17 protein-coding genes and 1 tRNA gene are annotated in these 22,636 nt (G+C 70.4%); 7 read left to right on the top strand and 11 right to left on the bottom strand.

Going from position 1 to position 22,636, the window contains the following annotated elements:
- Nucleotides 1-1,208: 1,208 nt before the first annotated feature.
- From QWI33_RS28485 to QWI33_RS28465, 5 genes are all read right to left on the bottom strand, one after another.
- Nucleotides 1,209-1,679 (bottom strand): SRPBCC family protein, encoded by a 471-nt coding sequence (locus QWI33_RS28485; protein ID WP_289958994.1) that lies wholly within the window; start codon nucleotides 1,677-1,679, stop codon nucleotides 1,209-1,211.
- A gap of 97 nt (nucleotides 1,680-1,776) precedes the next feature.
- Nucleotides 1,777-3,375 carry a phytoene desaturase family protein gene (locus QWI33_RS28480; RefSeq protein ID WP_289958995.1) on the bottom strand — a complete coding sequence of 533 codons (1,599 nt, stop codon included), beginning with the start codon at nucleotides 3,373-3,375 and terminating at the stop codon, nucleotides 1,777-1,779.
- Nucleotides 3,376-3,560: 185 nt separating this feature from the next.
- A complete protein-coding gene (locus QWI33_RS28475; protein WP_353895529.1) occupies nucleotides 3,561-4,859 on the bottom strand; it encodes a DUF418 domain-containing protein in 1,299 nt (432 codons plus the stop codon).
- A 126-nt stretch (nucleotides 4,860-4,985) separates the two neighbouring features.
- Nucleotides 4,986-5,537 carry a GNAT family N-acetyltransferase gene (locus QWI33_RS28470; protein WP_289958997.1) on the bottom strand — a complete coding sequence of 184 codons (552 nt, stop codon included), beginning with the start codon at nucleotides 5,535-5,537 and terminating at the stop codon, nucleotides 4,986-4,988.
- A 168-nt stretch (nucleotides 5,538-5,705) separates the two neighbouring features.
- On the bottom strand, nucleotides 5,706-7,001 hold the full coding sequence (locus QWI33_RS28465) for a heparan-alpha-glucosaminide N-acetyltransferase domain-containing protein (protein WP_289958998.1): 1,296 nt from the start codon (nucleotides 6,999-7,001) through the stop codon (nucleotides 5,706-5,708).
- Nucleotides 7,002-7,228: 227 nt separating this feature from the next.
- Between QWI33_RS28465 and QWI33_RS28460 the strand changes: the two genes are divergently transcribed.
- The 3 genes from QWI33_RS28460 (at nucleotide 7,229) to QWI33_RS28450 (ending at nucleotide 9,700) form a co-directional block, all read left to right on the top strand.
- A complete protein-coding gene (locus QWI33_RS28460; protein WP_289958999.1) occupies nucleotides 7,229-7,888 on the top strand; it encodes a response regulator in 660 nt (219 codons plus the stop codon).
- Entirely contained in the window at nucleotides 7,885-9,024 is a 1,140-nt protein-coding gene (locus tag QWI33_RS28455; RefSeq protein ID WP_289959000.1) for a sensor histidine kinase, read from the top strand. The genes QWI33_RS28460 and QWI33_RS28455 overlap by 4 nt, the downstream gene beginning before the upstream one ends.
- A 115-nt stretch (nucleotides 9,025-9,139) precedes the next feature.
- Nucleotides 9,140-9,700 (top strand): VOC family protein, encoded by a 561-nt coding sequence (locus QWI33_RS28450; protein WP_289959001.1) that lies wholly within the window; start codon nucleotides 9,140-9,142, stop codon nucleotides 9,698-9,700.
- Between the two features lie 37 nt (nucleotides 9,701-9,737).
- On the opposite strand, the gene QWI33_RS28445 is transcribed toward QWI33_RS28450, so the two are convergent.
- Together QWI33_RS28445 and QWI33_RS28440 are read right to left on the bottom strand one after the other, a co-directional pair.
- On the bottom strand, nucleotides 9,738-10,697 hold the full coding sequence (locus QWI33_RS28445; protein WP_289959002.1) for a helix-turn-helix transcriptional regulator: 960 nt from the start codon (nucleotides 10,695-10,697) through the stop codon (nucleotides 9,738-9,740).
- 68 nt (nucleotides 10,698-10,765) lie between these two features.
- Nucleotides 10,766-11,200, bottom strand: a complete 435-nt coding sequence (locus QWI33_RS28440; RefSeq protein ID WP_289959003.1) for a YbaB/EbfC family nucleoid-associated protein — start codon at nucleotides 11,198-11,200, stop codon at nucleotides 10,766-10,768.
- A 945-nt stretch (nucleotides 11,201-12,145) separates the two neighbouring features.
- Between QWI33_RS28440 and QWI33_RS28435 the strand changes: the two genes are divergently transcribed.
- From QWI33_RS28435 to QWI33_RS28425, 3 genes are all read left to right on the top strand, one after another.
- Complete coding sequence (locus QWI33_RS28435) at nucleotides 12,146-13,621, top strand: non-reducing end alpha-L-arabinofuranosidase family hydrolase (protein WP_435367598.1); 1,476 nt, start codon at nucleotides 12,146-12,148, stop codon at nucleotides 13,619-13,621.
- A gap of 124 nt (nucleotides 13,622-13,745) precedes the next feature.
- Nucleotides 13,746-14,846, top strand: coding sequence for an RICIN domain-containing protein (locus QWI33_RS28430; protein ID WP_289959005.1), 1,101 nt, complete (start codon nucleotides 13,746-13,748; stop codon nucleotides 14,844-14,846).
- Nucleotides 14,847-15,319: 473 nt separating this feature from the next.
- The gene (locus QWI33_RS28425) at nucleotides 15,320-18,637 is read left to right on the top strand and encodes a S8 family serine peptidase (RefSeq protein WP_289959006.1); all 3,318 of its coding nucleotides are present in this window, start codon (nucleotides 15,320-15,322) and stop codon (nucleotides 18,635-18,637) included.
- Nucleotides 18,638-18,899: 262 nt separating this feature from the next.
- Here QWI33_RS28425 and QWI33_RS28420 read toward each other — a convergent pair.
- The 3 genes from QWI33_RS28420 to QWI33_RS28410 all read right to left on the bottom strand — a co-directional run bounded on the left by QWI33_RS28420 (nucleotide 18,900) and on the right by QWI33_RS28410 (nucleotide 21,755).
- Nucleotides 18,900-18,972 (bottom strand) — tRNA-Ala (locus QWI33_RS28420).
- A 222-nt stretch (nucleotides 18,973-19,194) separates the two neighbouring features.
- On the bottom strand, nucleotides 19,195-20,562 hold the full coding sequence (locus QWI33_RS28415; protein ID WP_289960064.1) for an amidase: 1,368 nt from the start codon (nucleotides 20,560-20,562) through the stop codon (nucleotides 19,195-19,197).
- A 47-nt stretch (nucleotides 20,563-20,609) separates the two neighbouring features.
- On the bottom strand, nucleotides 20,610-21,755 hold the full coding sequence (locus QWI33_RS28410; protein WP_289960063.1) for a cystathionine gamma-synthase: 1,146 nt from the start codon (nucleotides 21,753-21,755) through the stop codon (nucleotides 20,610-20,612).
- A gap of 92 nt (nucleotides 21,756-21,847) precedes the next feature.
- On the opposite strand from QWI33_RS28410, the gene QWI33_RS28405 reads away from it, so the two are divergent.
- Complete coding sequence (locus QWI33_RS28405) at nucleotides 21,848-22,111, top strand: hypothetical protein (RefSeq protein WP_270116486.1); 264 nt, start codon at nucleotides 21,848-21,850, stop codon at nucleotides 22,109-22,111.
- A gap of 134 nt (nucleotides 22,112-22,245) precedes the next feature.
- On the opposite strand, the gene QWI33_RS28400 is transcribed toward QWI33_RS28405, so the two are convergent.
- A complete protein-coding gene (locus QWI33_RS28400; RefSeq protein WP_289960062.1) occupies nucleotides 22,246-22,635 on the bottom strand; it encodes a VOC family protein in 390 nt (129 codons plus the stop codon).
- Nucleotide 22,636: the final 1 nt, after the last annotated feature.

Below are 22,636 nucleotides of genomic sequence, written 5' to 3'. Positions count from 1 at the left end.
GGTTCATGGGCAGGATCGTGTTCGTCATGTCGTGTCACCTCCTCTCGTGCTGCTGCTGTGGTCGATCGGTGTCGGTCGCGTCGCTTCGCTTCGCTTCGACACGAGGGCCTTGACCTGGTCGCGCCGTTCCCACCGGGGAGGGTGCTGTTGCCTTCCTCGACTGTGGGAATGGTCGGGCCGTCCTGCCCTGGTAGAGCCCTGGTGGAGCCCTGGTGGGCGGCGGGTGGTGGTGTCGCCTCCTGGTGTGTGCCTCTTGCCCGGGACCTTGGTCCTGGCGGCCGGGCGTTGCCCGCGCGCTATCGCGCCCGGACAGGATCCGGCTCGCCCGCGCACGGTGGCGCGTTCGGGCGGTGGTGGTGCTCGTCCGCGCACTAGGGCGCGTTCGGGCGAGGGTGGTGCTTTGGTGGTGCTGGTCGCCATGGACGTGGTGCCGGTACTGTGCCGGGTCCGAGTCCTCATTGCTCGGCCTGGAGTGCCGGTCACGCTGGCGGGTCTGGCTGGGGTTGAAGACGCCTCCGTGTGAGGTGTTTCCTTCTGGTGAGGGTGATCCGGACCAGGATCGTCCACCCAGTCACGGCCCTTCGGGGGCGCGGACAGCTGCGGGCGATGGCACGGGGATGAGATCGGTCGCCTCCAGTAGCGGAGGGCCACCCCTGGCTTGCGGGGTCGTCGCCTCGAAACAAGTCGGTTTGTCGGTTCGGCCAGAGGCTTGGCTTAGTCTGCTTACACCAGCCCCGACACCTGTACAAATTTCCTGTCCCTGTACGTACCTCAAGTATCCCTCGAACAGCCCCCGACCGTCATCACCCACAGGCGTACAAGATCTTCATGTTCCGCCTTGGAACCGCAGCGCCGCAACGGGAAGCGGTCCCCCGCTCCCCGCGCTCGGGAGTGTCGCCGCCCGCCCGCGAATCCCACCCGAGTCCCGCCACGCGACCCCACCCCGCCCCTACCTTTTCGTCGCTGCCGGCTCGAACCCCAACCCAACCGGACCCGAGCCCGCCACCCCACCCCGACCTCGCTCCCACCTTTTCGTCGCTGCCGGCTCGAACCCCGACTCAACCGGACCCGAGCCCGCCACCCCACCCCGACCCCGCTCCCACCTTTTCGTCGCCGACCGTCTGAACCCTCACCAACCATGACCAGCCCGTGAATACCGCGGGCTGCCGTGCATCGGCCAGGGGTGTTGACCGTCGGCGAGGGGCGTCCTAGGACCGGCCCTTGGCCTCGGCCAGTCGCGCCAGCCGCCGCAGGGTCTCCCGGTTGCGCGGCCCGAGCAGCTTGGCCTGGACCGGGTCGGGGAGTGCCGCGACCGGCCCCTTGACGACGAGTTCGGTCATCCTGATCTTGGCGCCCTCGCCGTCCGCGGCGATGTCGAAGCGCACGCGGGCCTTCCCGAACGGCCACATGCGGGCCTCCAGTACGAGCAGACGCGGCGGGTCGGCGGCGGCGACGATCGTAGAGTCCTTGATGACCAGCGGCCAAGGCCCGATGCTGTGCCGGATGCGGGAGCCCTTCGCGGGCCATTGCTCGTCGGCGTGGCGGATGTTGGAGGCCCCCACCACCCAGGACGCGTAGTTCCACCCGTCCGCGAGCACCGCGTAGACGGCCTCCGGCGGGGCCGAGACGCGGGCGGTCACACCCCGCCGCATCGCGTCGACATCCGTCTTCCGCCCCATGGTGCACCGCCTTCATCCGGCGCGGAGGTCGCGGCCGCGCGCTTCAGCAGGTACCCGCCGCAGCAGGCCGTGAAACACCGGTCACGGGCGCGACCGGTCAATCCTCGCGGTAGAGCAGGCGGTGCGCGCCCGCGACGGCGGCGCGGTAGCCCCCGCCCGCCAGGCCGTTGCGGGCCAGCGCCGCGCGGGCGGCGTTCGCGCCCGCCGCGCCGTGGACCGCCCCGCCGGGATGGGCGGAGGCACTGGCGAGGAAGAGCCGGTCCAGAACCGTGTCGGCCCGGGCGAGACCGGGCACGGGCCGGAAGAAGAGCTGCTGGTGAACGGCCGCGGCGCCGCCGTTGATGGCGCCTTCGACGAGGTTGCGGTCGAGACCTTCCAGCTCCCGCGGCCCGCTGACCAGGCGCGCGGTGACCCGGTCGCCGAATCCGGGCGCATGCTGTTCGACGGCCGCTTCGATGCGGTCGACGGCCCGGCGCACGCGGTCGGCGCTCCAGTCGCCCCCGCGGGGCAGCCGGGTGTACGCCCACAGGGTCTCGGTCCCGGCCGGGGAGCGCGTCGGGTCGGTGGTCGTCATCTGGCCCATGAGCAGGAACGGCTCGCGCGGATCGCGGCCCGAGGCGAGGTCGGCGCTCATCGAGGAGAGCCCGCCGAGGTCCGCGCCGAGGTGGACGGTGCCGGCGCGCGAGGCCGCCTCGGCGGTCCACGGCACGGGCCCGTCCAGCGCCCAGTCGACCTTGACCGTCGCGGGGTCCCATTCGAACGCCTTGAGGTCGGCCGAGAGCCGCGCCGGGAGGTGCTCGCCGCCCACGAGGTCGAGGTACAGGTGCGGGGCGGTGACATCGGCGAGCACGGCCCGCCGGGCCCGGATGAGGCCGCCTTCGCCGTCACGGACGCCGACGGCGACACCCCTGGCGTGCAGGATCTTCGCGGCCGGCCGATTGCAGTCGATGCGGCCGCCGAGCGAGGCGAGCCGGGCGACCAGGGCCGCCGTGAGGCTGCCCGCGCCGCCTTCGGGCACCGGGAAGCCGACGTCCTGGCCGACCATTGAGAGCAGCCACCCGAACAGGCCGCTGCCGGCCTGGTCCGGGCCGAGGCCGCTGTGCATGGCGTTGCCTGCGACGAGGAGCCGGGCCCCTTCGCCGCTGAAGCGCTCCTCTCCGAACCTGCGGGCGGGCAGCATCAGGTCGCGGGCGAAGCGGAGCGCGCCGCCGGCGCCGAGCTCCCGCAACAGGCGGGAGCCCGCGCGGACGGGCGGGAACGGGCGCAGCATCGCGTCGATCAAGGGCTCGCGGACCCGGCGCCAGCGATCGAACTCGGCCCGCCACGCGTCCCCGTCACCGGGGGCGAACGCGTCGAGCGAACGGGCCGTGCGGTCGAGGTCCTGCGAGAGGACGGCCGCGCGGCCGTCCCGCATCACGTGGGCGAGCACGTCCGGGGCGCGCCGCCAGCGCAGCCCGTGCCGTTCGAGGTCGAGTCCGCGCATGACGGGGGAGACCCCGGCGAGCGGGTAGAACGCGCTGCACCGGTCCGCGCGGAACCCGGGGGCGATCTCGGTGGTGCGCACGGCGCCGCCCGGGTCGGGGGCGGCCTCCAGGACGAGCACCTCCCAGCCCGCCTCCGCGAGCAGGTTCGCGGCGACCAGCCCGTTCGGCCCCGCCCCGACGACCACCGCGTCGAACGTCTCGGCTTCAGTCATGCCGCGGCACCTCCTGTCGGCGCACCGGGTACCCGGGCGGACCTCGATGATGTACCGCGGGTGCGCCCGTGTGCCGGTTTTTCGGGCGCGTCGCCGTGCACAGGCGGGGAAGCGGCAACGGGCGCCGAACCGCACAGGTTCGGCGCCCGCCTCGGTTTCGGACGGTGGTCGTGCGACCTCCTACGTCACTTGAGGTGCTTCACCGGCCTGGTGGCGAGGTTGAGCAGGTACTCGAGCGGCCCGCGTTTGAAGAAGCGGGACCATATGGCGGCGAACACGATCGCTCCGAGGATGAGCGTGAGCACCGGGACCCAGGAACCGCGGACACCGCCGCCGGGCAGGGAGAGCCAGGACATGACGGCGAAGTGGCCGACGTAGGCCGTCAGGGACATCGTGCCCACCGCGACGATCGGCGTCATCAGGCGGCGCAGGCGCGGCAGGCGGTCCATCAGGAAGGTCGCGCCCACGATCACCAGGATCGCGATGCCGACGCTGCCGACGATGTCGAACGTGGTGCCGCTGTGCGGGCCGGCGACGAACAGCTCGCGAACCGACGGCTGGTACTCGAACGACCCGCTGTCCATCGGCGGCTTCGAGGAGCCAGACCAGGACCCCGAGCCCGAACCCGACCACGAGCCTGAGGACGACCCGTCCTCGGCCATGCTCCGCAGCGCGCCCTTGCCGGCCAGCAGCAGCGAGAGGCCGTACGCCACCGCCGTGAGCCCGGCGCCGAGGGCGGCGAGGCGGCGCTGGTTGGCGGGGGCGGAGAGGTCGACACGTCCCAGGGCCATGCCGGCCACCACGAACGCGATCCAGGGGACCGTCGGGTAGAAGCCGGTGAACAGCAGGTCGATCACGCCGACGCCGCTGAGCTTCTCCAGCGGGTCGTACGCGTCGACGGCCTGCTGGAATGAGTCGCTCAGCAGCGGGCGCATGAGGAACGCCAGCTGCGGCCCGGCCACCGCGAGCGCCGCAGCGGTGATCGCCAGCGTCTTCGCGCTCAGCTTGAGGAACATCATGGCGACGAGGAAGTAGACCCCGTAGAAGCCGATGATGATGACGTCGCCGTAGAGCTTCGCCAGCAGGGTGCCGAAGGCGAGCAGGACGACGGCGCGGATCGCGATGCGCGCCTTCGCTTTTCGTCCGGCGAGGCCGGTCTTGGGCTCCTTGCGCCCGGCGATGAGCATCAGCGAGAAACCCGCGAGGGTGGCGAACAGGACCGACGAGTGGCCGTCGGCCATGTAGCGGACCCAGCTGCCCACCCCGCTCGTGGTCGAGAGCATCGGCCCGACGTGCACGATGTACATGCCGAACACGGCCAGCGCGCGGGCCAGGTCCACCCCGACCAGGCGTCCCATCGACGCGTCGCCCTTCGAAGGGGGAGCGGTCAGGGCGGGATCATCGGGTTCGCCCGGAGTTCGAAGCGAGGGCGGTGCGTGCTCCTGCGGGGCCGCTTTCTCTTGCGGCGGTTGCGAATGTGTCATGTCTCCACTCTGTGGCGAAGGGACGGCGCGAACCACCCGGCAGGTCGCGGTTTCAGACTCGCCGATCGGCGGGAACCGGGGCCCCGATCGGCGGGGGCGGCCGCACGGGCCCGGCCGACCACCGTCTCAGGGCCGCATGGCCTTCTCGAACCTGAAGAACCCCTCCGGGCCCTCGCCGTGGTCGTCGTCCGCTTCCCCGCCGTGCGGGTCGTGGGGGTCGGGATGGTGCGCATTGAAGAACTCGACGATGCGGAACCCGCACTTGTTGACGTAGAAGTGGATGTTGCGCTGCTCGAACGAGGGCGTCCCGGTCTCCCACACCTCGGTCTGCGGGTACGCCGCTTCGATCGCCTTCCACGCCGCGAGGCCGATGCCGCGGCCGTGGTGCTCGGGGGCGATGTAGAAGAAATCCAGCGAGTTGCGGTGCGTCCGGTCGTCGATCCTCACCACCGCGCCGCCGATCCTCGCCCCCTCGAGCAGCACGTGGTGCACGGCGGCTCCGGGCGCGCGGCATGAGGCCCGGACGTCCTCATCGGGAGGGATCGGGACCTCCTCGCCGCCGATGCCGTACGCGGCGGCCGCTTCGGTGAACGCCCGCTGCAGCTCCTTCCGGAAGGCCGGGAGGTCGGTGTCGTCCGCACGCGCGAGCGTGACGGCGTGAGCGGTTGCCTCGGTCATGTCGGTACTCCCTGCGAAATGGTGGGGGGCCGCCGGGCCGGGGCGGTGGCCCCGGCACGGCGGCCGCGGTTCCCTCGGTCATGTCGGTACTCCCTGCGAAATGGTGGGGGGCCGCCGGGCCGGGGCGGTGGCCCCGGCCCGGCGGCCCTCCTTGCGTGCCGTGTCCGGTCAGCGGATCAGCTTGGCGGGGCTGGTCGCCCAGTGCATGAGGTATTCGAGCGGTCCGCGCTTGAAGAACCGGGACCACACGAAGGCGAACGCGACGCCCGCCAGGCAGAACCAGCCCCACACCGCCAGTGCCGCGGTGACCGCGCCGCCGTCGCTGTTCGACGGGACGTGGTTGAGTGCCCACAGGTGGGCGACGTACAAGGTCAGGGACATCGCGCCGGCCGCCGTGATCGGCGTCAGGAGCTTGCGGGCCAGCGCCGAGCGGTCCAGCAGCGCGACCGATCCGACGATGACCAGCATCGCTATGCCGATGTTGCCCAGCAGCTCGAACGCGGTGCCCGAGTGCGGCGAGGCCGAGAGCAGGAACTGCAGCATGTCCGGGGACCACGGATCGAACCCGCTCATCGAGTCCGACCACGTGCCGGACGAGCCCGTCGAAGACGACGCCGAGCCCGAACCGGAGGAGCCGGGACCGCCGCTCATGGAGCCGCCGCCCATGCCGCCTCCGGCGAACAGGACCTGCTGCAGCACCCAGGAGAGCCCGTAGCCGACCAGCGCCAGTCCGGCGCCGACCGAGGCCATGCCGATGCGCACCGCCTTGGCGGCGAGGTCGAGCTTGGCGATCGCCATGCCCGCGAAGAGGTAGGCCATCCAGGGGACGGCCGGGTAGAGGCCGGTGAACAGCAGTCGGCCGAGGCCGTCGGCGCCCATGCGGGTGACCGGGTCGTGCGCGTTGAGCGCGGTCACGAAGGCCGGCTGCGCCATGGAGATCCAGTAGAAGACCACGGAGCCGACGAGTGCGAACGCGGCCGAGAGGACCGCCAGCGTCTTGACCCCGCACCGCACGAACGGCAGCGCGAGGAGGAAGAACAGGCCGTAGAACGCCAGAATGACGATGTCGGTGTGCAACCAGAGGGCCAGCGCCGTGCCGAGGGCGATCAGCAGGACCGCCCGGATGGCGATCTTCACGATCCGCTGCCGGCGTTCGAGCGCGGGCCGCGGTCGGCGGCCGCCCGCGAGCAGGACCAGCGACAGGCCGGCCAGGATCGCGAACAGGGCCGACGAACGGCCGTGCGGGATCTGCATGACCGTGTCGACCACGGGATTCGTGAACTCCTGCATCGGTCCCACATGCGCGTAGAACATGCCGAAGATCGCCAGCGCGCGGGCCAGGTCGAGCCCGAGCACACGGCCGAGTGCGCCGCTTCGCTGCGGTTTCGGTTCAGGCGGGGTCTCGCGGTCGGTGCGGACCAGCCGCAGCGTCCGCTCGCTCTGCACGGTGTCGGTGTCAGTCATGGACTCAGCTTGCGGCCGTGCGGGCGCGCTTCCCATCCGGCGAAGGGCCGCCGCGCCGCCGCAGACGGCGGGAACCGCTCCCTCCTGACGGGGCCTCCTCGCCCGCCGACAGACCGGAGGACCCCCGCCGACCGGCGGAAATCGCCGCGGAACGGCCGCGATGGAAGCGCGGCGAGGTCCGGCCGTGCTACGAATCGATCCGTGGAACCGACAAGCGAGGAGCTGCCGTGATCCGGGTACTGATCGTCGACGACGAGGCGCTGATCCGCAGCGGCATCGAGCTCATCCTCAGCGCCGCACCGGACATCGAGGTCGTCGGCGCCGTCACCGGCGCCCGTGCGGTGGGCGAGGCCGAACGCCTGCACCCCGACATCGTGCTGCTCGACATCCGCATGCCTGATGTGGACGGTCTGACCGTGCTCGACCGCATGCTCGCGAAGCCTTCGCCGCCCGTGGTCGCCATGCTCACCACCTTCGACAACGACGAGTACGTGGCCGCCGCCCTCCACCGGGGCGCGGCGGGGTTCCTGCTCAAGGACACCGCCCCCGATCACCTGGCCCTGCAGGTGCGCACCCTCGCCGCCCGCGGCGTGGTGCTCTCCCCCAAGGTCACCTCCACCGTCGTCGACGGCTACCTCGCGGCGGCCCGCAGCCGGCCCGCCGACACCGGCCTCGTCGACAGCTTGACCGACCGGGAGCGGGCCGTCCTCGTGCACCTCGCCGACGGACTGTCCAATGCGGACATCGCTGCCCGCCTCTACCTCGGCGTCGGCACCGTCAAAGACCACGTCTCGGCGATCCTCGCCAAACTCCAGGTCGCCAACCGGGTCCAGGCCGCGCTCCTGGCCGAACGCGCGGGCCTGCTCGACGAAGGCGGGCAGCGGTGACCTCGGCCCCGGCCCGCCTGACGGCCTGGTGGCACTCGGGCTCACGCTGGCCCGCCGTCCTCCTCGACGCCGCCCTCATCGCCGTGGCCGGAGCCGACCTGTGGTTCAACCGCATTCCCGGGAACTGGTGGGACGACGCCGTCCTCGCTGCCGGGGTGCTCGCGCTGGCGGTGCGCCGCCGGTTCCCGCTGGCGGTCTTCATCGCCACACTGCCGATGCCGCTGCTCATGGGCCAGTCGGCCGCGTCGCTGATCGCGCTGTTCACGGTCGCATGCTCGACGCGGAACCGGTGGCTGCTGAGCGCATGCGCCCTGGTGTACGCGGGACTGACGATCGCCCCGTGGTGGGGCGGCGGCGACATCCTGGCCGAATCGGCGTGGCCGGTGTGGGGCGTGTACTCGCTGGCTCCCGCGGGCGCGGCGGTGTTCCTGGGGCAGCTGCTGCAGACCAAGCAGGAGCTGTCACGGCGCCTGGAGGAGATCGACGAGGTCCGCGAGCACGAGCAGGCGCTGGCGACGCAGAAGGTGCTGTCGCAGGAGCGCGCCCACCTGGCCCGGGAGATGCACGACGTCGTGTCGCACCAGGTGAGCCTGATCGCGGTGCGGGCCGGAGCACTGCAGGTCAGCACCGAGGACGCGACCGTGAAGGACGCCGCCGACACGATCCGGACGCTGGCGGCGCGCACGCTGGATGAGTTGCGGTACATGGTGAGCGTGCTGCGCGCCGGCGGGGGCGCGGGCAACGGCCTCGCCCCGCAGCCCACGCTCGACCAGCTGGGCGAACTGGTCGGCAATACCGGCATGGGGGCGGAGCTGGAGCAGGGGCCGCTGCCGGAGCTCACCCCGCCGGTGCAGCGGGCGATCTACCGGACCGTGCAGGAAGCGCTGACGAACGCCCGCAAGCACGCCCCCGGCGCCGCGGTCCGCGTCCAGCTCACCCAGGACGACGGCGACGTACTGGCCGAGGTGGTCAACACGGCGCCGAAACGGCCGGTGGTGCCGCTGCCGAGCGCGAAGCACGGGTTGATCGGCCTCAAGCAGCGCGCGGAACTGCTGGGAGGCGCCTTCGAGGCGGGGCCGACGAACGCAGGAGGCTGGAGGGTCGCGCTGCGCGTGCCCCTGAAGTCGATGAGCTGAGCATCCGGGGTCTCGGCGCTCGCAAATCCCCAGCCGCACGACCGTGAATGAGGACGGAAACCGACCTGGTTCACGCTGATCATGGGGGTGTCAGACACCGTTGAAAGGACCCGTCATGACCGCATCGCCTCCCGTCCCGGCCGGCTCGAACACCGTGAACCCGTTCATCCTGGCCGACGGCGCCGCCGCCTTGATCGACTTCCTCACCGAAGTCTTCGAGGCCGAAGACGTCCCCGAAGCCCGCACGCTCGACACCGACGGCCTCATCCTGCACGCCGAGCTGCGCATCGGCGATTCACTGCTCACCGTCGCCGACCGCAAACCGCACTGGCCGTTCACGCCTGCGCTCGTCCGCGTCTACGTCGACGACGTGGACGCGGTGCTCGCGCGCGCAGAGAAACTCGGCGGGAGGACCCTCACGCGTCCGACCGACTTCTTCGGTGACACCCTCGCGCGGTTCCAGGACCCGGCGGCGAACCTCTGGTGGGTGTGTCGGCACGACCCGGACGCCGTCCAGGACTGGTCGCAGACTCCGGAATCGGACGAGGCGGCGGGAGCGTGGCAGGCTGACGGGGCCGAGGACTGGACCAGCTTCACCACGCCCGAGCTCGAGTACCTCCACTCCAGCCTGGACGAGGCCCTGACCGGACTCACCGACCCCAGGAAGGCCGGCTAGCGCCCGTCGCCGGCGCTGGACCGGCGGCCTCGCGAGGTCACCGGTCCAGCGCCGTGAGCATGTGCTGCAGCATCTCCCGCATCTCCTCCCGGTCGGCGTCGGCGAGTTCCACCCGATACGGGGTCCCCGCCGGCAGCCACGACAGGCCGTAGGCGATGTCGCGCACGCTCGCACCGCCCACCGGCCAGCGCGTCCGCTCCGAGCCATCGGCCTCCGCGCCTTGCGCCCACTCGCCGAGGGCGGCCTTGAACGCCCCGATCGGCATGTCGAGGACCGCGGTCGCGTCCGGTGTGCGGGGCACCCAGGTCCGCGCGACGGTGACCAGCGCCTCCACTCGCTCGGGTGCCAGAGCGCGCGGTGCGAACGCGACGCGCAGCGGCTCGACGTCCCGCACGCGGTCGACGCGGAAGGTCCGCCAGTCGGCGCGGCCGAGGTCCCAGCACACGAGGTACCAGTCCCCGCCGACCGGGACGAGCGAGTGGGGCTCGACGCGGCGCTCCTGCCGCTCGCCTCCGGCGGGCGTGTAGCCGAGCCGCACCCGCTCGCGATCGCGGCATGCCAGCGCCAGATCGGTGAGCACTTCCGATGAGACCCCGCTACTCCCGGGCGCGTGCTGGAGCGCCGGGGCCAGGGCGCTCACTCTGCGGCGCAGCCGCACCGGGAGCACCTGCTCGAGCTTGGCGAGGACCGACAGCGCGAATTCGGCGCCGCGGCGCATCCGGCCCGCCGCCACCAGGCGCAGACCGATCGCGATCGCGACCGCCTCCTCGTCGGACAGGAGCAGCGGCGGCAGCGATGCTCCCGCCGCGAGACGGTAGCCGCCGTGCACGCCCGCGGTGGAGTCGATCCGGTACCCCAGGTCGCGCAGCCGCTCCATGTCCCTTCGCACGGTCCGAACCGTGACGCCGAGGCGTTGGGCCAGTTCGGGTGCGGACCAGTGCCGATGCGACTGCAGCAGATTGAGGAGCAGGAGCGCGCGGCCAGTCGTATCGGACATGGCCTGATTCTGCCTCGGAACGGTGACAGGTCCCGTCCTCGTTCGGTCCTACACGGGCCGGGCGGGTCCTACGATTCCTCGCTCTGCCGTCGTGCCCGTTCCGCGGCTGCCTGGTCCATGAGGCGGCGTGCGAGGTTGCGGGCCTGCGCGTTGTGGTCGACGAAGCCCTCCACAATGTCGTGGGTGCGCTCGCGGGCCGCGGTCGCGGCCCGGTCGTACGTGTCGACGACCAGTGCGGCGAGGTCGACGGGGGCGACCGACGCTGCGGCCGGCAGGAACTCGACGTCGACGAGCTTGCCGGAGATCGTCACGGTCACGGCGACCTCGCCGCCGTCGGAAACGAGGCGGACGCTCGTGGCGTCGATGAGGCCTCGCGCCGGTTGCGCCCGCTGACGCAGCGCCGCCATCTGCTTTTCGAAATCGCTCATGAAGTCGGCGAGGTCGAACGCCTCCGCTTTGTCGGCGCCAGCGTTGCCTGCGTCGCTTTGAGGGGTCTCGCTCACAGGTGCTCCTTCGGGAATGCGCCGCGCTGCAGGAGCCGCGGCGTGCCTCGACTGCCGGATGTCAGTCCCTCATCGACAACTCTAGGTCCGATTCTCGTTGTGTCGCAAGGAGAGTGATTTGTAACATGACAGGCAACCGTCGAGTGTGTCCGCTGGTCAGAGGATTTTGCGCTGCGATCTGCGGTGTGCGGCTTTTGCGCTTTCGAACAAAGCCATCACAGCGACGGCGATCAGCCGCCTTCCGTGTCTGAGGAGTGAACCCGCTCAAAGCGAGCAGCACGTTGCCCAAATGCCATGGGCTGCTTAATATCCGGTGAACACCTCGCTCCAAAGTGCTCGAGGTCGCAACGCCGGACCCGGGTCATCGAACGGAAGCCACTGGGCCCTGGGCTGCCGAGGCCGAAACGCTGTTCGCGTCCCTCAGTGCGGCCCATCGATCATGTGTTTCCTTCACGCGGCCACTGGCGGGCTTCCGGTTCGGTCAGGGCTCGCTGCGGCAGCTGTTCCGAGTCGGTCGCATTGGCGCCGAGGACGACGCCGTCGGCGGTGGGCGGTCCCCGATCTGCCCGCCCTCGATGCCCGCAGGCTCCGGGAAGCGACCGTGAGGTCGGGGCTCGGCGCGGCAGCCTAACGCCAGGTGCACCAACAAACCTTCGCCGAGCCGTTGACTACACATCGAGATCTCTCTATAGTTCGAATCGCCGGAAAATTCATCAGATGTTTCGGTCCAAGCTGCGGCATGTGAGCGATAACAGGCATGCCTCGTGCCTACCCCCGCTAAGGAGCATCCGATGACCCCGGCCGCACCCGACCACCCGACCCCGTCCCGAGGCGTGCCCGCACCCGCAGCGAACACCGCCGACTGACCACCCGTCCCGCCCGTAACAACAAGACCCGCAACTCCACGACCCGACGAACCTCGACAAGGAGGCCACCATGGCCTGGATGGAAACCCCCAAAAGCCGCAGGCGAATGCTCCTCGGCGGAGCCGGCGTGCTCGCCGGAGCCGCCGCCGCAGCCGCCCTCAACCCGTTCACCGCAGCCCAAGCCCAGCAGACGACCGACCCCACCGCCTGGTACGTCCTAGTCAACCGCGCCAGCGGCAAGGCCCTGGACGTCAGCGGCGTCTCCACCGCCGACGGAGCCCAGCTCCACCAATGGACCCGCACCAACGCCGCCAACCAGCAGTTCCAGTTCATCGACGCCGGCGGCGGCTACTTCCGCATCAAGGCCCGACACTCGGGCAAAGTCCTCGACGTGTCCAGCTGGTCGACCGCTGACCATGCCGCCATCCACCAGTGGACCGACCACAACGGCGCCAACCAGCAGTTCCGACTCGCCGACTCCGGCAGCGGCTACGTCCGCCTCATCAACCGCAACAGCAACAAAGCAGTCGAAGTCCAAAACGCCGCCACCAACGACGGCGCCATCGTCGTCCAGTACAGCGACTGGGGCGGGGCCAACCAGCAATGGCAACTCGTCCGCGTCGACAGCGGCACCGGCCTTCCGGCGACGTACAACTGGACATCGACCGGCCCGCTGGCACAACCGCAGAACGGGGAGGTCTCGCTCAAGGACTTCACCGTCGTCCGCCACAACGGCCAGTACCTCGTCTACGCGACCACGCACAACTCGGTAGCGCCTCCCAACGGCGCCTGGGGCTCGACGGTCTTCAGCCCGTTCACGAACTGGTCCGACATGGCCAACGCCACCCAGACCAGGGTGCCCTTCGGTGCCATCGCGCCGACGCTGCTCTACCTCGCCCCGAAGAACACCTGGGTGCTCGCCTACCAGTGGGGCTGGCCGTACAGCTTCTCCTACCGCACGTCGAGCGACCCCACCAACCCCAACAGCTGGGGCCCGCACCAGGAGCTCTTCACAGCGACCCTTCCCGTCGGGGCCCCCATCGACCAGACCCTCATCGCTGACGACAAGAACATGTACATGTTCTTCGCCGACGACGAAGGCAACATCTACCGGTCCAGCATGCCCCTCGGGAACTTCCCGAGCAGCTTCGGCTCGAACTACACCAGGATCATGACCGACACGAGGGAGAACCTCTTCGAAGCGGTCGAGGTCTACAAGGTCCAGGGGCAGAACCAGTACCTCATGATCGTCGAGGCCATGGGGTCGAACGGTCGCTTCTTCCGCTCGTTTACGGCCACCAGCCTCGACGGCGAATGGACACCCCAGGCCGGCGCGAACACCCAGAGCAGCCCGTTCGCCGGCAGGGCCAACACTGGTGTCACCTGGACCGCCGACATCAGCCACGGCGATCTGGTTCGCAACAACCCCGACCAGACCAAGACCATTGACCCCTCCAACCTGCAGTTCCTCTACCAGGGACGCGACCCCAGCTCTGACGGCATGGACTACGGCCGCCTGCCTTACCGGCCGGGTCTGCTGACCCTGCAGCGCTAGAGGAACGACACAGGTCCGGCCCGGGTGTTCCCGAGGCGGCGGGCGGGCTCGGTGCGAGACCGAGCCCGCCCAAATCCGCGGCCATCTGGATCGGAACCGATCTTACGAATTCAAGGAGCAAGAGATGCGAACAAGAGCAAGGTGGCTCGGACCGATCGTGGCGCTCGGTCTCATGGCGGGCCTGATGATGACGCCGATGGACACCGCCAGCGCGGAGTCGAACGGCGGGGTTCGGGTCATGCCGCTGGGCGACTCCATCACCGAGGGCACGGCCACGCCGGGCGGATACCGGATCGGCCTGTGGCAGCACCTCGTCAACGGCGGGTACACCGCGGACTTCGTCGGGTCGCAGTTCAACGGGCCGGCAGGTCTCGGCGACCACGATCACGAAGGCCACCCCGGCTGGCGGATCGACCAGATCGACGCGAACATCGTCGGCTGGCTGAACACCTACCGGCCGCAGACCGTGCTGCTGCACATCGGCACCAATGACATCCTGCAGAACCACGACGTCTCCGGCGCCCCGAACCGGCTGTCCGCACTGATCGACCGCATCACCACGACGGCGCCGAACGCCGAGGTGTTCGTCGCGCAGATCACTCCGCTCGGGTGGAGCGAGGGGGACGCGGCGGTGAACAGGTTCAACGCGGCGATCCCCGGCATCGTGCAGAGCAACGTGAACGCCGGCAAGAACGTGCACCTGGTCGACATGCACAGCGCCCTGACCGCCGCCGACCTGGACGACGGCGTCCACCCGACCGCCGCCGGATACGACAAGATGGCCGCGGTCTGGTACTCCGCCTTGCAATCGGTACCCGGCAGCATCGGCACAGCGGACAGCACCGAGATCGTTGGCGCCCAATCCGGTCGCTGCTTCGAGGTCACCGGAGTCGCCACCGCCAATGGCGCCGACGTGCAGCTATGGGACTGCTGGGGCGGCGCCAACCAGCAGTGGACCTACACCGCCGGCAAGCAGTTGGTGGTCTACGGAGGCAAGTGCCTGGACGCCTACGGTCAGGGCACCGGCAACGGCACCGCGGTGGTGATCTGGGACTGCAACGGGCAAGCCAACCAGCAGTGGAACGTCAACGCCGACGGCACCATCACCGGAGTGCAGTCCGGCCTGTGCCTGGACGCCTCGGGCTGGGGCACCGGGAACGGCACGAAGGTCACTCTGTGGACCTGCGGCGCCGGACAGGCCAACCAGCAATGGACCAGACGGTGACCACGCCGCGCCGGCTCGCAGATCGGGCGACCCCGCGTCTCGCATGACCGTGGATCCCTAAGGGCCCCTGACGCACTGGACCCGCACTGCCACGAATCGGCGGACGTGCACCGGCACCTGCCGTTCGCCGACACCGTCTTCGACCCGCGAACCCGCGTCAGGGAGCCGGCACACCCTTGGAACAGCAGAAAGCGGTCATCGAAATGATGACCGCTCTCTTCGTATCCGGTTGGGCGGAGCATGCAACGGCCTACTGAACCCGACACCCCAGCTCAACAGCCACGCAAACCAGCTCCCGACTTACCCGCCCGCCCCACCGCAGATGCTGACCCCGCCCCAGCACCCCAGAACACCGGCGAAATGCCTGGGCACTGTAGGCGCGCAGACGTGCCAACGGGGATGGTGCGGATGGCGTATGAACGACGTACCTGTTCACGGGTGCGCATCGTTCCAGCTACAGGATGGGAGCGCGCATGTCCGCGCCGATCACCGAGCGCAAGAGCAGATCGAGACCCACGGTTCACGCGATGGCGGTGCTCCTGGCAGTCGTCGCCGCGGGCGGGGTGGCGCAACCGGCCGCGGCCGAGCCCCCCGCAACCGAGGCCGGAGCCTTCGCCACCGAAGGCCCCCAACCGGAATCGGACGCCGCGGTCACCCTCATCACCGGCGACCGCGTCGTCTTCGACCCGGCGAATCCCCGGTCCGAGCCCCGGATCACGCCGGGAGAGGGCCGCGGCGACCTCGATTTCCACACCCTCTCCCATGAGGGCCACCTGTACGTGATCCCGAGCGACGCCCAGCCCCTCATCGATGAGGGACTGCTGGACCGCCGCCTGTTCGACGTGGCCGGACTGTTCGCGATCGGCTACGACGATGCGCACACCGACGCAGTGCCCTTGCTGTTCACCGGCGGCAGCGTCGGCATCGCCGCGGAGACGGTGGCGGGCACCGACATCGAGACCGCGAGCGTGCCCAAGGCCGAAACCGCCGAGACCTGGGAGTCGCTCACCGACGGCGACGAGCCCCGCACCCTCGCGGCAGGGGTGTCCGGCGTGTGGCTGGATGGTGTGCGCGAACTCCAGCTCGACGCGAGCGTTCCGCAGATCGGCGCACCGCAGGCATGGGAGGCCGGGTTCACCGGCGCGGGCGTCACCGTCGCGGTGCTCGACTCGGGCGTCGACGCCGCGCATCCCGACCTGTCGAATATCGTCGAGGCCAGGGACTTCACCGATTCGGGCGACACCGGGGACGCGATCGGGCACGGCACCCACGTGGCCTCCACGATCAGCGGGTCCGGCACGGTCGGAGGCGTGTCCTACAAGGGCGTCGCCCCTGACGCCGACCTGCTCATCGGCAAGGTGTGCGTCGACGACGTGTGCCCTGAGTCGGCCATCCTCGCGGGGATGCAGTGGGCCGCTGAAAGCGGCGCCGACATCGTGAACCTCAGCCTCAGCGGCCCCGACACCCCTGAGCTCGACCCGATCGAGCAGGCACTGGACGACCTCAGCGCGCAGTACGGCACGTTGTTCGTGGTCGCCGCCGGCAACGAGGGCAACGGCGAGCCGGTCGGTTCGCCCGGCAGCGCTGACGCGAGCCTTACCGTCGGCGCGGTCGACGGCCAGGACGAACTGGCCGAGTTCTCCAACACCGGAAGGGCCTGGGATTCGGGGCTCAAACCTGACCTCACCGCGCCCGGCGTCGACATCACCGCCGCCCGCGCCGCCGACACCTGGGCGGGCGAGCCGATCGACGACCACTACGCCTCCATGTCGGGAACTTCGATGGCCGCGCCGCACGTGGCCGGGGCCGCCGCGCTCCTGCTCCAGCAGCATCCTGATTGGACAGGCGAGCAGATCAAGGCCGCGCTCATGGCCTCTGCGGCACCGAACGACGCCTACAGTGCGTTCGAGCAGGGGGCCGGACGGGTCGACGCCGCGCAAGCGCTCGACCAGCGGGTCCACACGTCCCCCGCGAGCGTGTCCTTCGGCCTCATGGAGTGGCCGCACGAGGACGACGCGCCAGCCACCGAGACGGTGACCTACCACAACACCGGGGATGCGGCCGTCACCCTGGCATTGGGCCTGAACGTTCGCGGCCCCGACGGATCCGCCGCGCCAGAGGGCCTGTTCTCCCTGGACCGCACCAGCGTGACCGTTCCGCCGGGAGGCGAAGCTGCGGTCGGGCTGACCGTGGACACCACAGTGGAGGCGTCTGACGGCCGCTACAGCGCCTACCTGACCGCCACCGGCGACGGCGCCGAGGTGACCACTCCTGTTGCGGTCGATAAGGAACCGGAACGGTACGACCTCACGGTCGAGGCGTTCGGCAGGGAGGGCGAGGCCGTTGATTTCGGCAGCGGCGCGCTGCTCGACCTGAACACCGGCGTCGTCGAGCGCTTCGCGTTCGAGGACGGCGCACCGGCGACCCTGCGTGTGCCGCCCGGGAACTACCACGTCGACGCCACCTTCAGGTTCGGCGAAGGCGGCGCGCACATGATCCAGCCGCTGCTGGAGATCACCGACGACACGGCCGTCTCCTTGGACGCCAGGGAGGCCGGGCAGCTCGACATCGGCTTCGACAATGACGACGTCGTGCCCGTCAGCGTCTCGGAGCAGTACGCGCGCACCTGGGCCGACGGTGTGGCCGGCATGGGCGTCACGCTCGGCTCGCTCGATCACTTCTACATGGGCGGTATCGGCGAAGCCGTGCCGGAGGACGAGCTGACGATCGCGATCGACGGCGCCTGGGGGATCCCCGACGCCGCAGGCGATTTCAGCGACAGCCCGGTCATGTACCAGCCGGTGATCCTCGAACACGGCCAGATGCCCGCCGGTCTCGAACGCCATTTCGCCGACGAGGACATGGCCCGGGTCGAGGCCGAGTACCGCGAGAACACGGTCGCCGACGAGATCCGGCTCAAGAGCTGGATCGTGTCGCTGCCCGGCGGCTGGAACCTCTATGCGACGATGCCGCTCGCATCAGGCCCCGTGAACCGGACCGAGTTCTTGTCCGTCCTGCCCGAGGGGCAGTGGCGGTCGGACTACTTCGAGGCCAAACTCGATGTGCCCGAGGGGGAAGCATGGCCCCAGTACTTCGTTCTGGGCTCCTGGTCGGATTACGAGGCCGGTCAGACCTACGCGGAGGCTTGGGATGCGGCGGTGATCGGCCCCGGCCTGCCCGCGGACCGGGATCTGGCCTTCGCCGAGCGGTTCGAAGACCAGATCGGCGTGAACGTGCCGCTCTTCGCCGATGCGCACCCCGGACGCTGGGGTAGGTCGGTAACGGACGCTTCCCGCACCGCTCTGTACGCGGACGGCGAGCTCGTCGGGGAGACCGAGGACGAGGGCGGAGGGTTCTTCGACGTCCCCGCCGAGGCGGCCGACTTCCGCCTCGAGACCGAGGCCGACCGAGGCACCTACGCCGAACTGTCCACAGAGGTACGAGCGACTTGGGAATTCGCCTCGGCGCACACCGAGGACGTCACCGCACTGCCGTTGATGGCCGTCAAGTTCACCCCGGAAGGACTCGACGAGGCCAACGCCGCAGACGACCGCCGGACCGCGATCGACCTGCGGGTGGAGACCCAGAACGGACCGGTCGAGGACGTCGACCTCGAACTCGAGGTGTCCTTCGACGACGGCGAGACCTGGAAGGCGGTCGCGGTCTGCGACCTCAGCGCCGCCGTGTTCCACCCGAAGGGCGCGGGATACGTCTCGCTGCGGGTCACCGCCGACGACGGCAAGGGCAACAGCGTCACCCAGGAGATCATTCACGCCTACCGTTACCGCTAGGGGATGCCGGCCGCGAACTCCTGGGCACCCCGGAGTTCGCGGCCGGCATCATGCTTGCATTCGTCGAGCCCTGGACCCCGGACGATGATCGGGTCCGAGAATGCTGGTCGGCTCACCTGCGAGGACACCCGCACTGCCCGAGCGACTGAGACGATCGCTCCGGATCGACCGGATTGAGATGACGCTAGTGGGCGTCCCAGAGCGACACACCAGAAACGAACGAGCGGCCATCGTGTCGATGGCCGCTCGTGTTCTCCGTCTGTGGAGCTTAGGGGATTCGAACCCCTGACCTTTTCCATGCCATGGAAACGCGCTACCAACTGCGCCAAAGCCCCTTGATTGGCGTTCCAGAGGCCTAGACCTTGGAACCGGCACTAGTTTACACAGTGTTCGGGGGGCGCCCCAGGGAGGGGCTGGAGATGGCGGTCACGTTGGTGAGCTGGGGGTTTGCGGGGCTGGTCGGGCGGGCTTCCATGCCATGGAACGGGGCTGGTCTGGCAGGTTCAGGGCGTGGAAAAGGCCCCTCGCGCTCGGCGCGAGGGGCCCCTCTGTCGTCGTCAGTCCCAGCTGAGGCCGGGCGCGTAGCGGCGCGGTCGGAGTTTGGCGACGAGTTGGGCCGCGACGTCGAAGAGGCGCCCGGTGGAGCCGGGCGGGCCGACGAGCTGCACGGTGGCCGGGGCGCCGTCGCTTCGCATGCCGACCGGGACGACCAGGGCCGGGAGGCCGGCGAGGCCGAACGGGGCGGTGAACGCGGCCGCGCTGGCGAGGTGGGTCACGTTGGCGCGCAGGGTCTCCGTGGACCACTCCTTGGCCGCCGGGGGCGCCGCGGGCAGGCCCGGGGTGATGAGCAGGTCGTAGTCCTCGAGGTCGAACCAGTCCTCGAGGTGGCGGCGGACGCGGTTGCCGTCGCCCAGGACGCCGCCGAAGAGGCCCCGCAGGTAGGTCCTCTCGCCCACGGACACGAGCCGCTTGGTGCGCCGCTGCAGGCCGTCAGGGCCGCACTTGAGGCTGCGCAGGTACGCCGCGCAGGTCCAGGCCCCCGAGGAGGCCGGGGTCAGGCGGGCGCCGAAGCGGGGCTTCGCGCGGAACGTGTCGTGGCCCAGGTCGGTGAGGGAGCGCACGGCCTTGAGCAGCCATTTCGTGGCGTCGTCGTCGACGCGGGCCAGGAGCGGGGCGACGTTGGTGGCCGCGATCCGCAGCCGCCCGGGGTCGCCGGTGGAGCGCGGGTGGCGGTGGGTGAGGGCCGCGTAGGCGAGGGCGGCGTCCTCGACGGTGGTGGCCATGACCCCGGTGTGGGCGCCGAGCCAGTGCTCGGGGTCGGTGTTGATGTCGGCGGGCACGTGCTCGGGGCTGTAGGCGACGATGCCGCACGCGGCGGCGGCGGTGCGCACCCCGCCGGCCGAGCCGGGGCCGTCGAGGCCGATGCCGATGGGCGCGGCGCCGGTGGCGACGGCGAGTGCGGTGCCGCCGCTGGGCCCGCCGATGCCGCGGTCGGGACGCCACGGGTTGGCCGGGACGTTCCCGTCGTCGTCGGTGGCGGGCCAGAGCCCGAGCTCGGAGGAGCGGCCGAAGGCGACGATGACGGCGCCGGCCCCGCGGATGCGCTGCACCGCTTGGTGGTCGGTGTCGGCGATCGGGAGGACGGCGGCGTTGGAGCCGAGCCTGGGGGCGTGCCCGGTGACGGCGAGCTGCTCGCACACGGCCACGGGCACCCCTGCGGCGGGCAGGGAGTCGCGGTTGTCGATCTCGTCGACGGCCGCGGCCTCGGCGAGTGATTCGATCTTGCGGACGCTGGTGAGGGCGCCTTCGGCCTCGCGGTGGTCCTCGATGCGGCGGAGGTGGTGGTCGACGACGATCGCGGCGTCGGCGTCGCCGCGCCGGACTGCCTTGGCTATCTGCTGCGCGGTGGTTCCCGACCAGCTCACTGCACGTCCTTCTTTCTCGCGGGGGATGTTCGGTGGTGCCGGTCCGTCTATCCCAGGGCCTGGCGCAGGTCGGCCAGGAGGTCGTCGGCGTCCTCGATGCCGACGGACAGGCGCACGAGGTCCGCGGGGACCTCGAGGGCGCTGCCGGCGGCCGAGGCGTGGGTCATGCGCCCGGGGTGCTCGATGAGGGATTCGACGCCGCCGAGCGATTCGCCGAGCGTGAACACCTCAGTGCGGGAGCAGAGGTCGACCGCGGCCTGCTCGCCGTCCTTGTGGCGGAAGGAGATCATGCCGCCGTAGCGCTTCATCTGCTTGCCCGCCACGTCGTGCCCGGGGTGCGTGGAGAGCCCGGGGTAGCGGACCTCGGCGACCTTGGCGTGCCCGGCGAGGAACTCGGCGAGGGCTTCGGCGTTGTCGCAGTGGCGGTCCATGCGCACCCCGAGGGTCTTGATGCCGCGCAGGGTGAGGAACGCGTCGAAGGGCCCGGCGACGCCGCCCATCGAGTTGTGGTGGAACGCGATGGCGTCGGCGATCGCGCCGTCCTGCACGACGATCGCGCCGCCGACGACGTCGGAGTGCCCGCCGATGTACTTGGTCGTGGAGTGCACGACGAGGTCGGCGCCGAGCGCGAGCGGCTGCTGCAGGTAAGGGCTGGCGAAGGTGTTGTCGACGACGACGAGCGCGCCGGCGCGGTGCGCCAGGTCGGCGAGCTGCTCGATGTCGGCGATGTTGAGCAGCGGGTTGGTGGGCGTCTCGATCCACACCATCTTGGTGCGCGCGTTCATGGCCGAGGCGACGGCGTCGACGTCGGTGATGGGGGCGGCGGTGTACTCCACGCCCCAGCGCTTGGCGACCTTGTCGAAGAGGCGGAACGTGCCGCCGTAGGCGTCGTCGGGGATGACGACGTGGTCGCCGGGCGCGAGGAGGGCCCTCAGGATGGTGTCCTCGGCGGCGAGGCCGGACGCGAACGCGAAGCCGCGGGTGCCGCCTTCGATGGAGGCCAGGCAGGTCTCGAGCGCGGTGCGGGTCGGGTTGCCCGATCGGGAGTACTCGTAGCCGCCGCGCAGGCCCCCGACGCCGTCCTGCTTGTAGGTCGAGGTCGCGTAGATGGGCGGGACGACCGCGCCGGTGAGCGGGTCGGGCTCCTGCCCGGCGTGGATGGCTCGTGTGGAAAACCCGTGACCCTCATGCATGTCCCTACGCTAACCGACGCGAGTACCACTGCCTATGGATAGGCACGCTATCGTGCAGACAACACTTTCCGACTTCAGTTAAGGGGCGCCTCATGGGCTTCGACGAAGTACACAAGATGGACATCACCGGTGACGGCGTCGACGAGACGGTCGGCGTGCGGCGCAACGAGGACGGCTCGGTCGAGTACCACGTGGACGTGGACGGCGACGGCACCGCGGACATGAAGGCCGTGGACGTCGACGGCGACGGCGTCATCGACCATGTGCTGCTGGACAACGACGGCGACGGCAAGTACGACGCCGCCGTGGTGGACGCCGACGGCGACGGCGAGATGGACGCCGTGGCCGAGAAGTAAGACCCCGCCCCTCGGCAGGCATAGCGGGACAGACCCGTCAGACTTCGCGCCGCGGGCGCCCGTCATCGCGACGGGCGCCCGCGGCGTCGCCGTTGCCGGGCCGGTCAGGAGTGGAGTGGGCGGCTGCGGTGCCCTTAGTGCCGGCCGCGTTCGGCTTCGGAGCGCTCGACGCAGAACTCGTTGCCCTCGGGGTCGAGCATCGTCACCCAGCCCGTGCCGTCCTCCTTGCGGTGGTCCTCGTGGAGGGTCGCGCCGAGGCCCAGGAGCCGCTCGACCTCCTCGTCGCGGGTCGTCTCGGGCACGAGGTCGAAGTGGAGGCGGTTCTTGACGCGCTTGGGGCCGTCGGGGACGTTGATGAAGAGGAGCCCGGGGTGCCCGCCGTCGGGGCCGATGAAGTTCTCCTCGTCCTCGGGGGCGTTCGGGTACTCGGGGCTCTCGGTGTAGCCGGTGACCTGCTCCCAGAACTTCGAGAGGGCGTAACCGTCCTGGCAGTCGAACGTGACTTGTCCTATTTTTGCAACCATG

The sequence above is a fragment of the Glycomyces tritici genome, assembly GCF_030403505.1.
The sequence above is the reverse complement of the archived record's forward strand: the minus strand, read 5'-3'. Positions and strand labels throughout refer to the sequence as shown.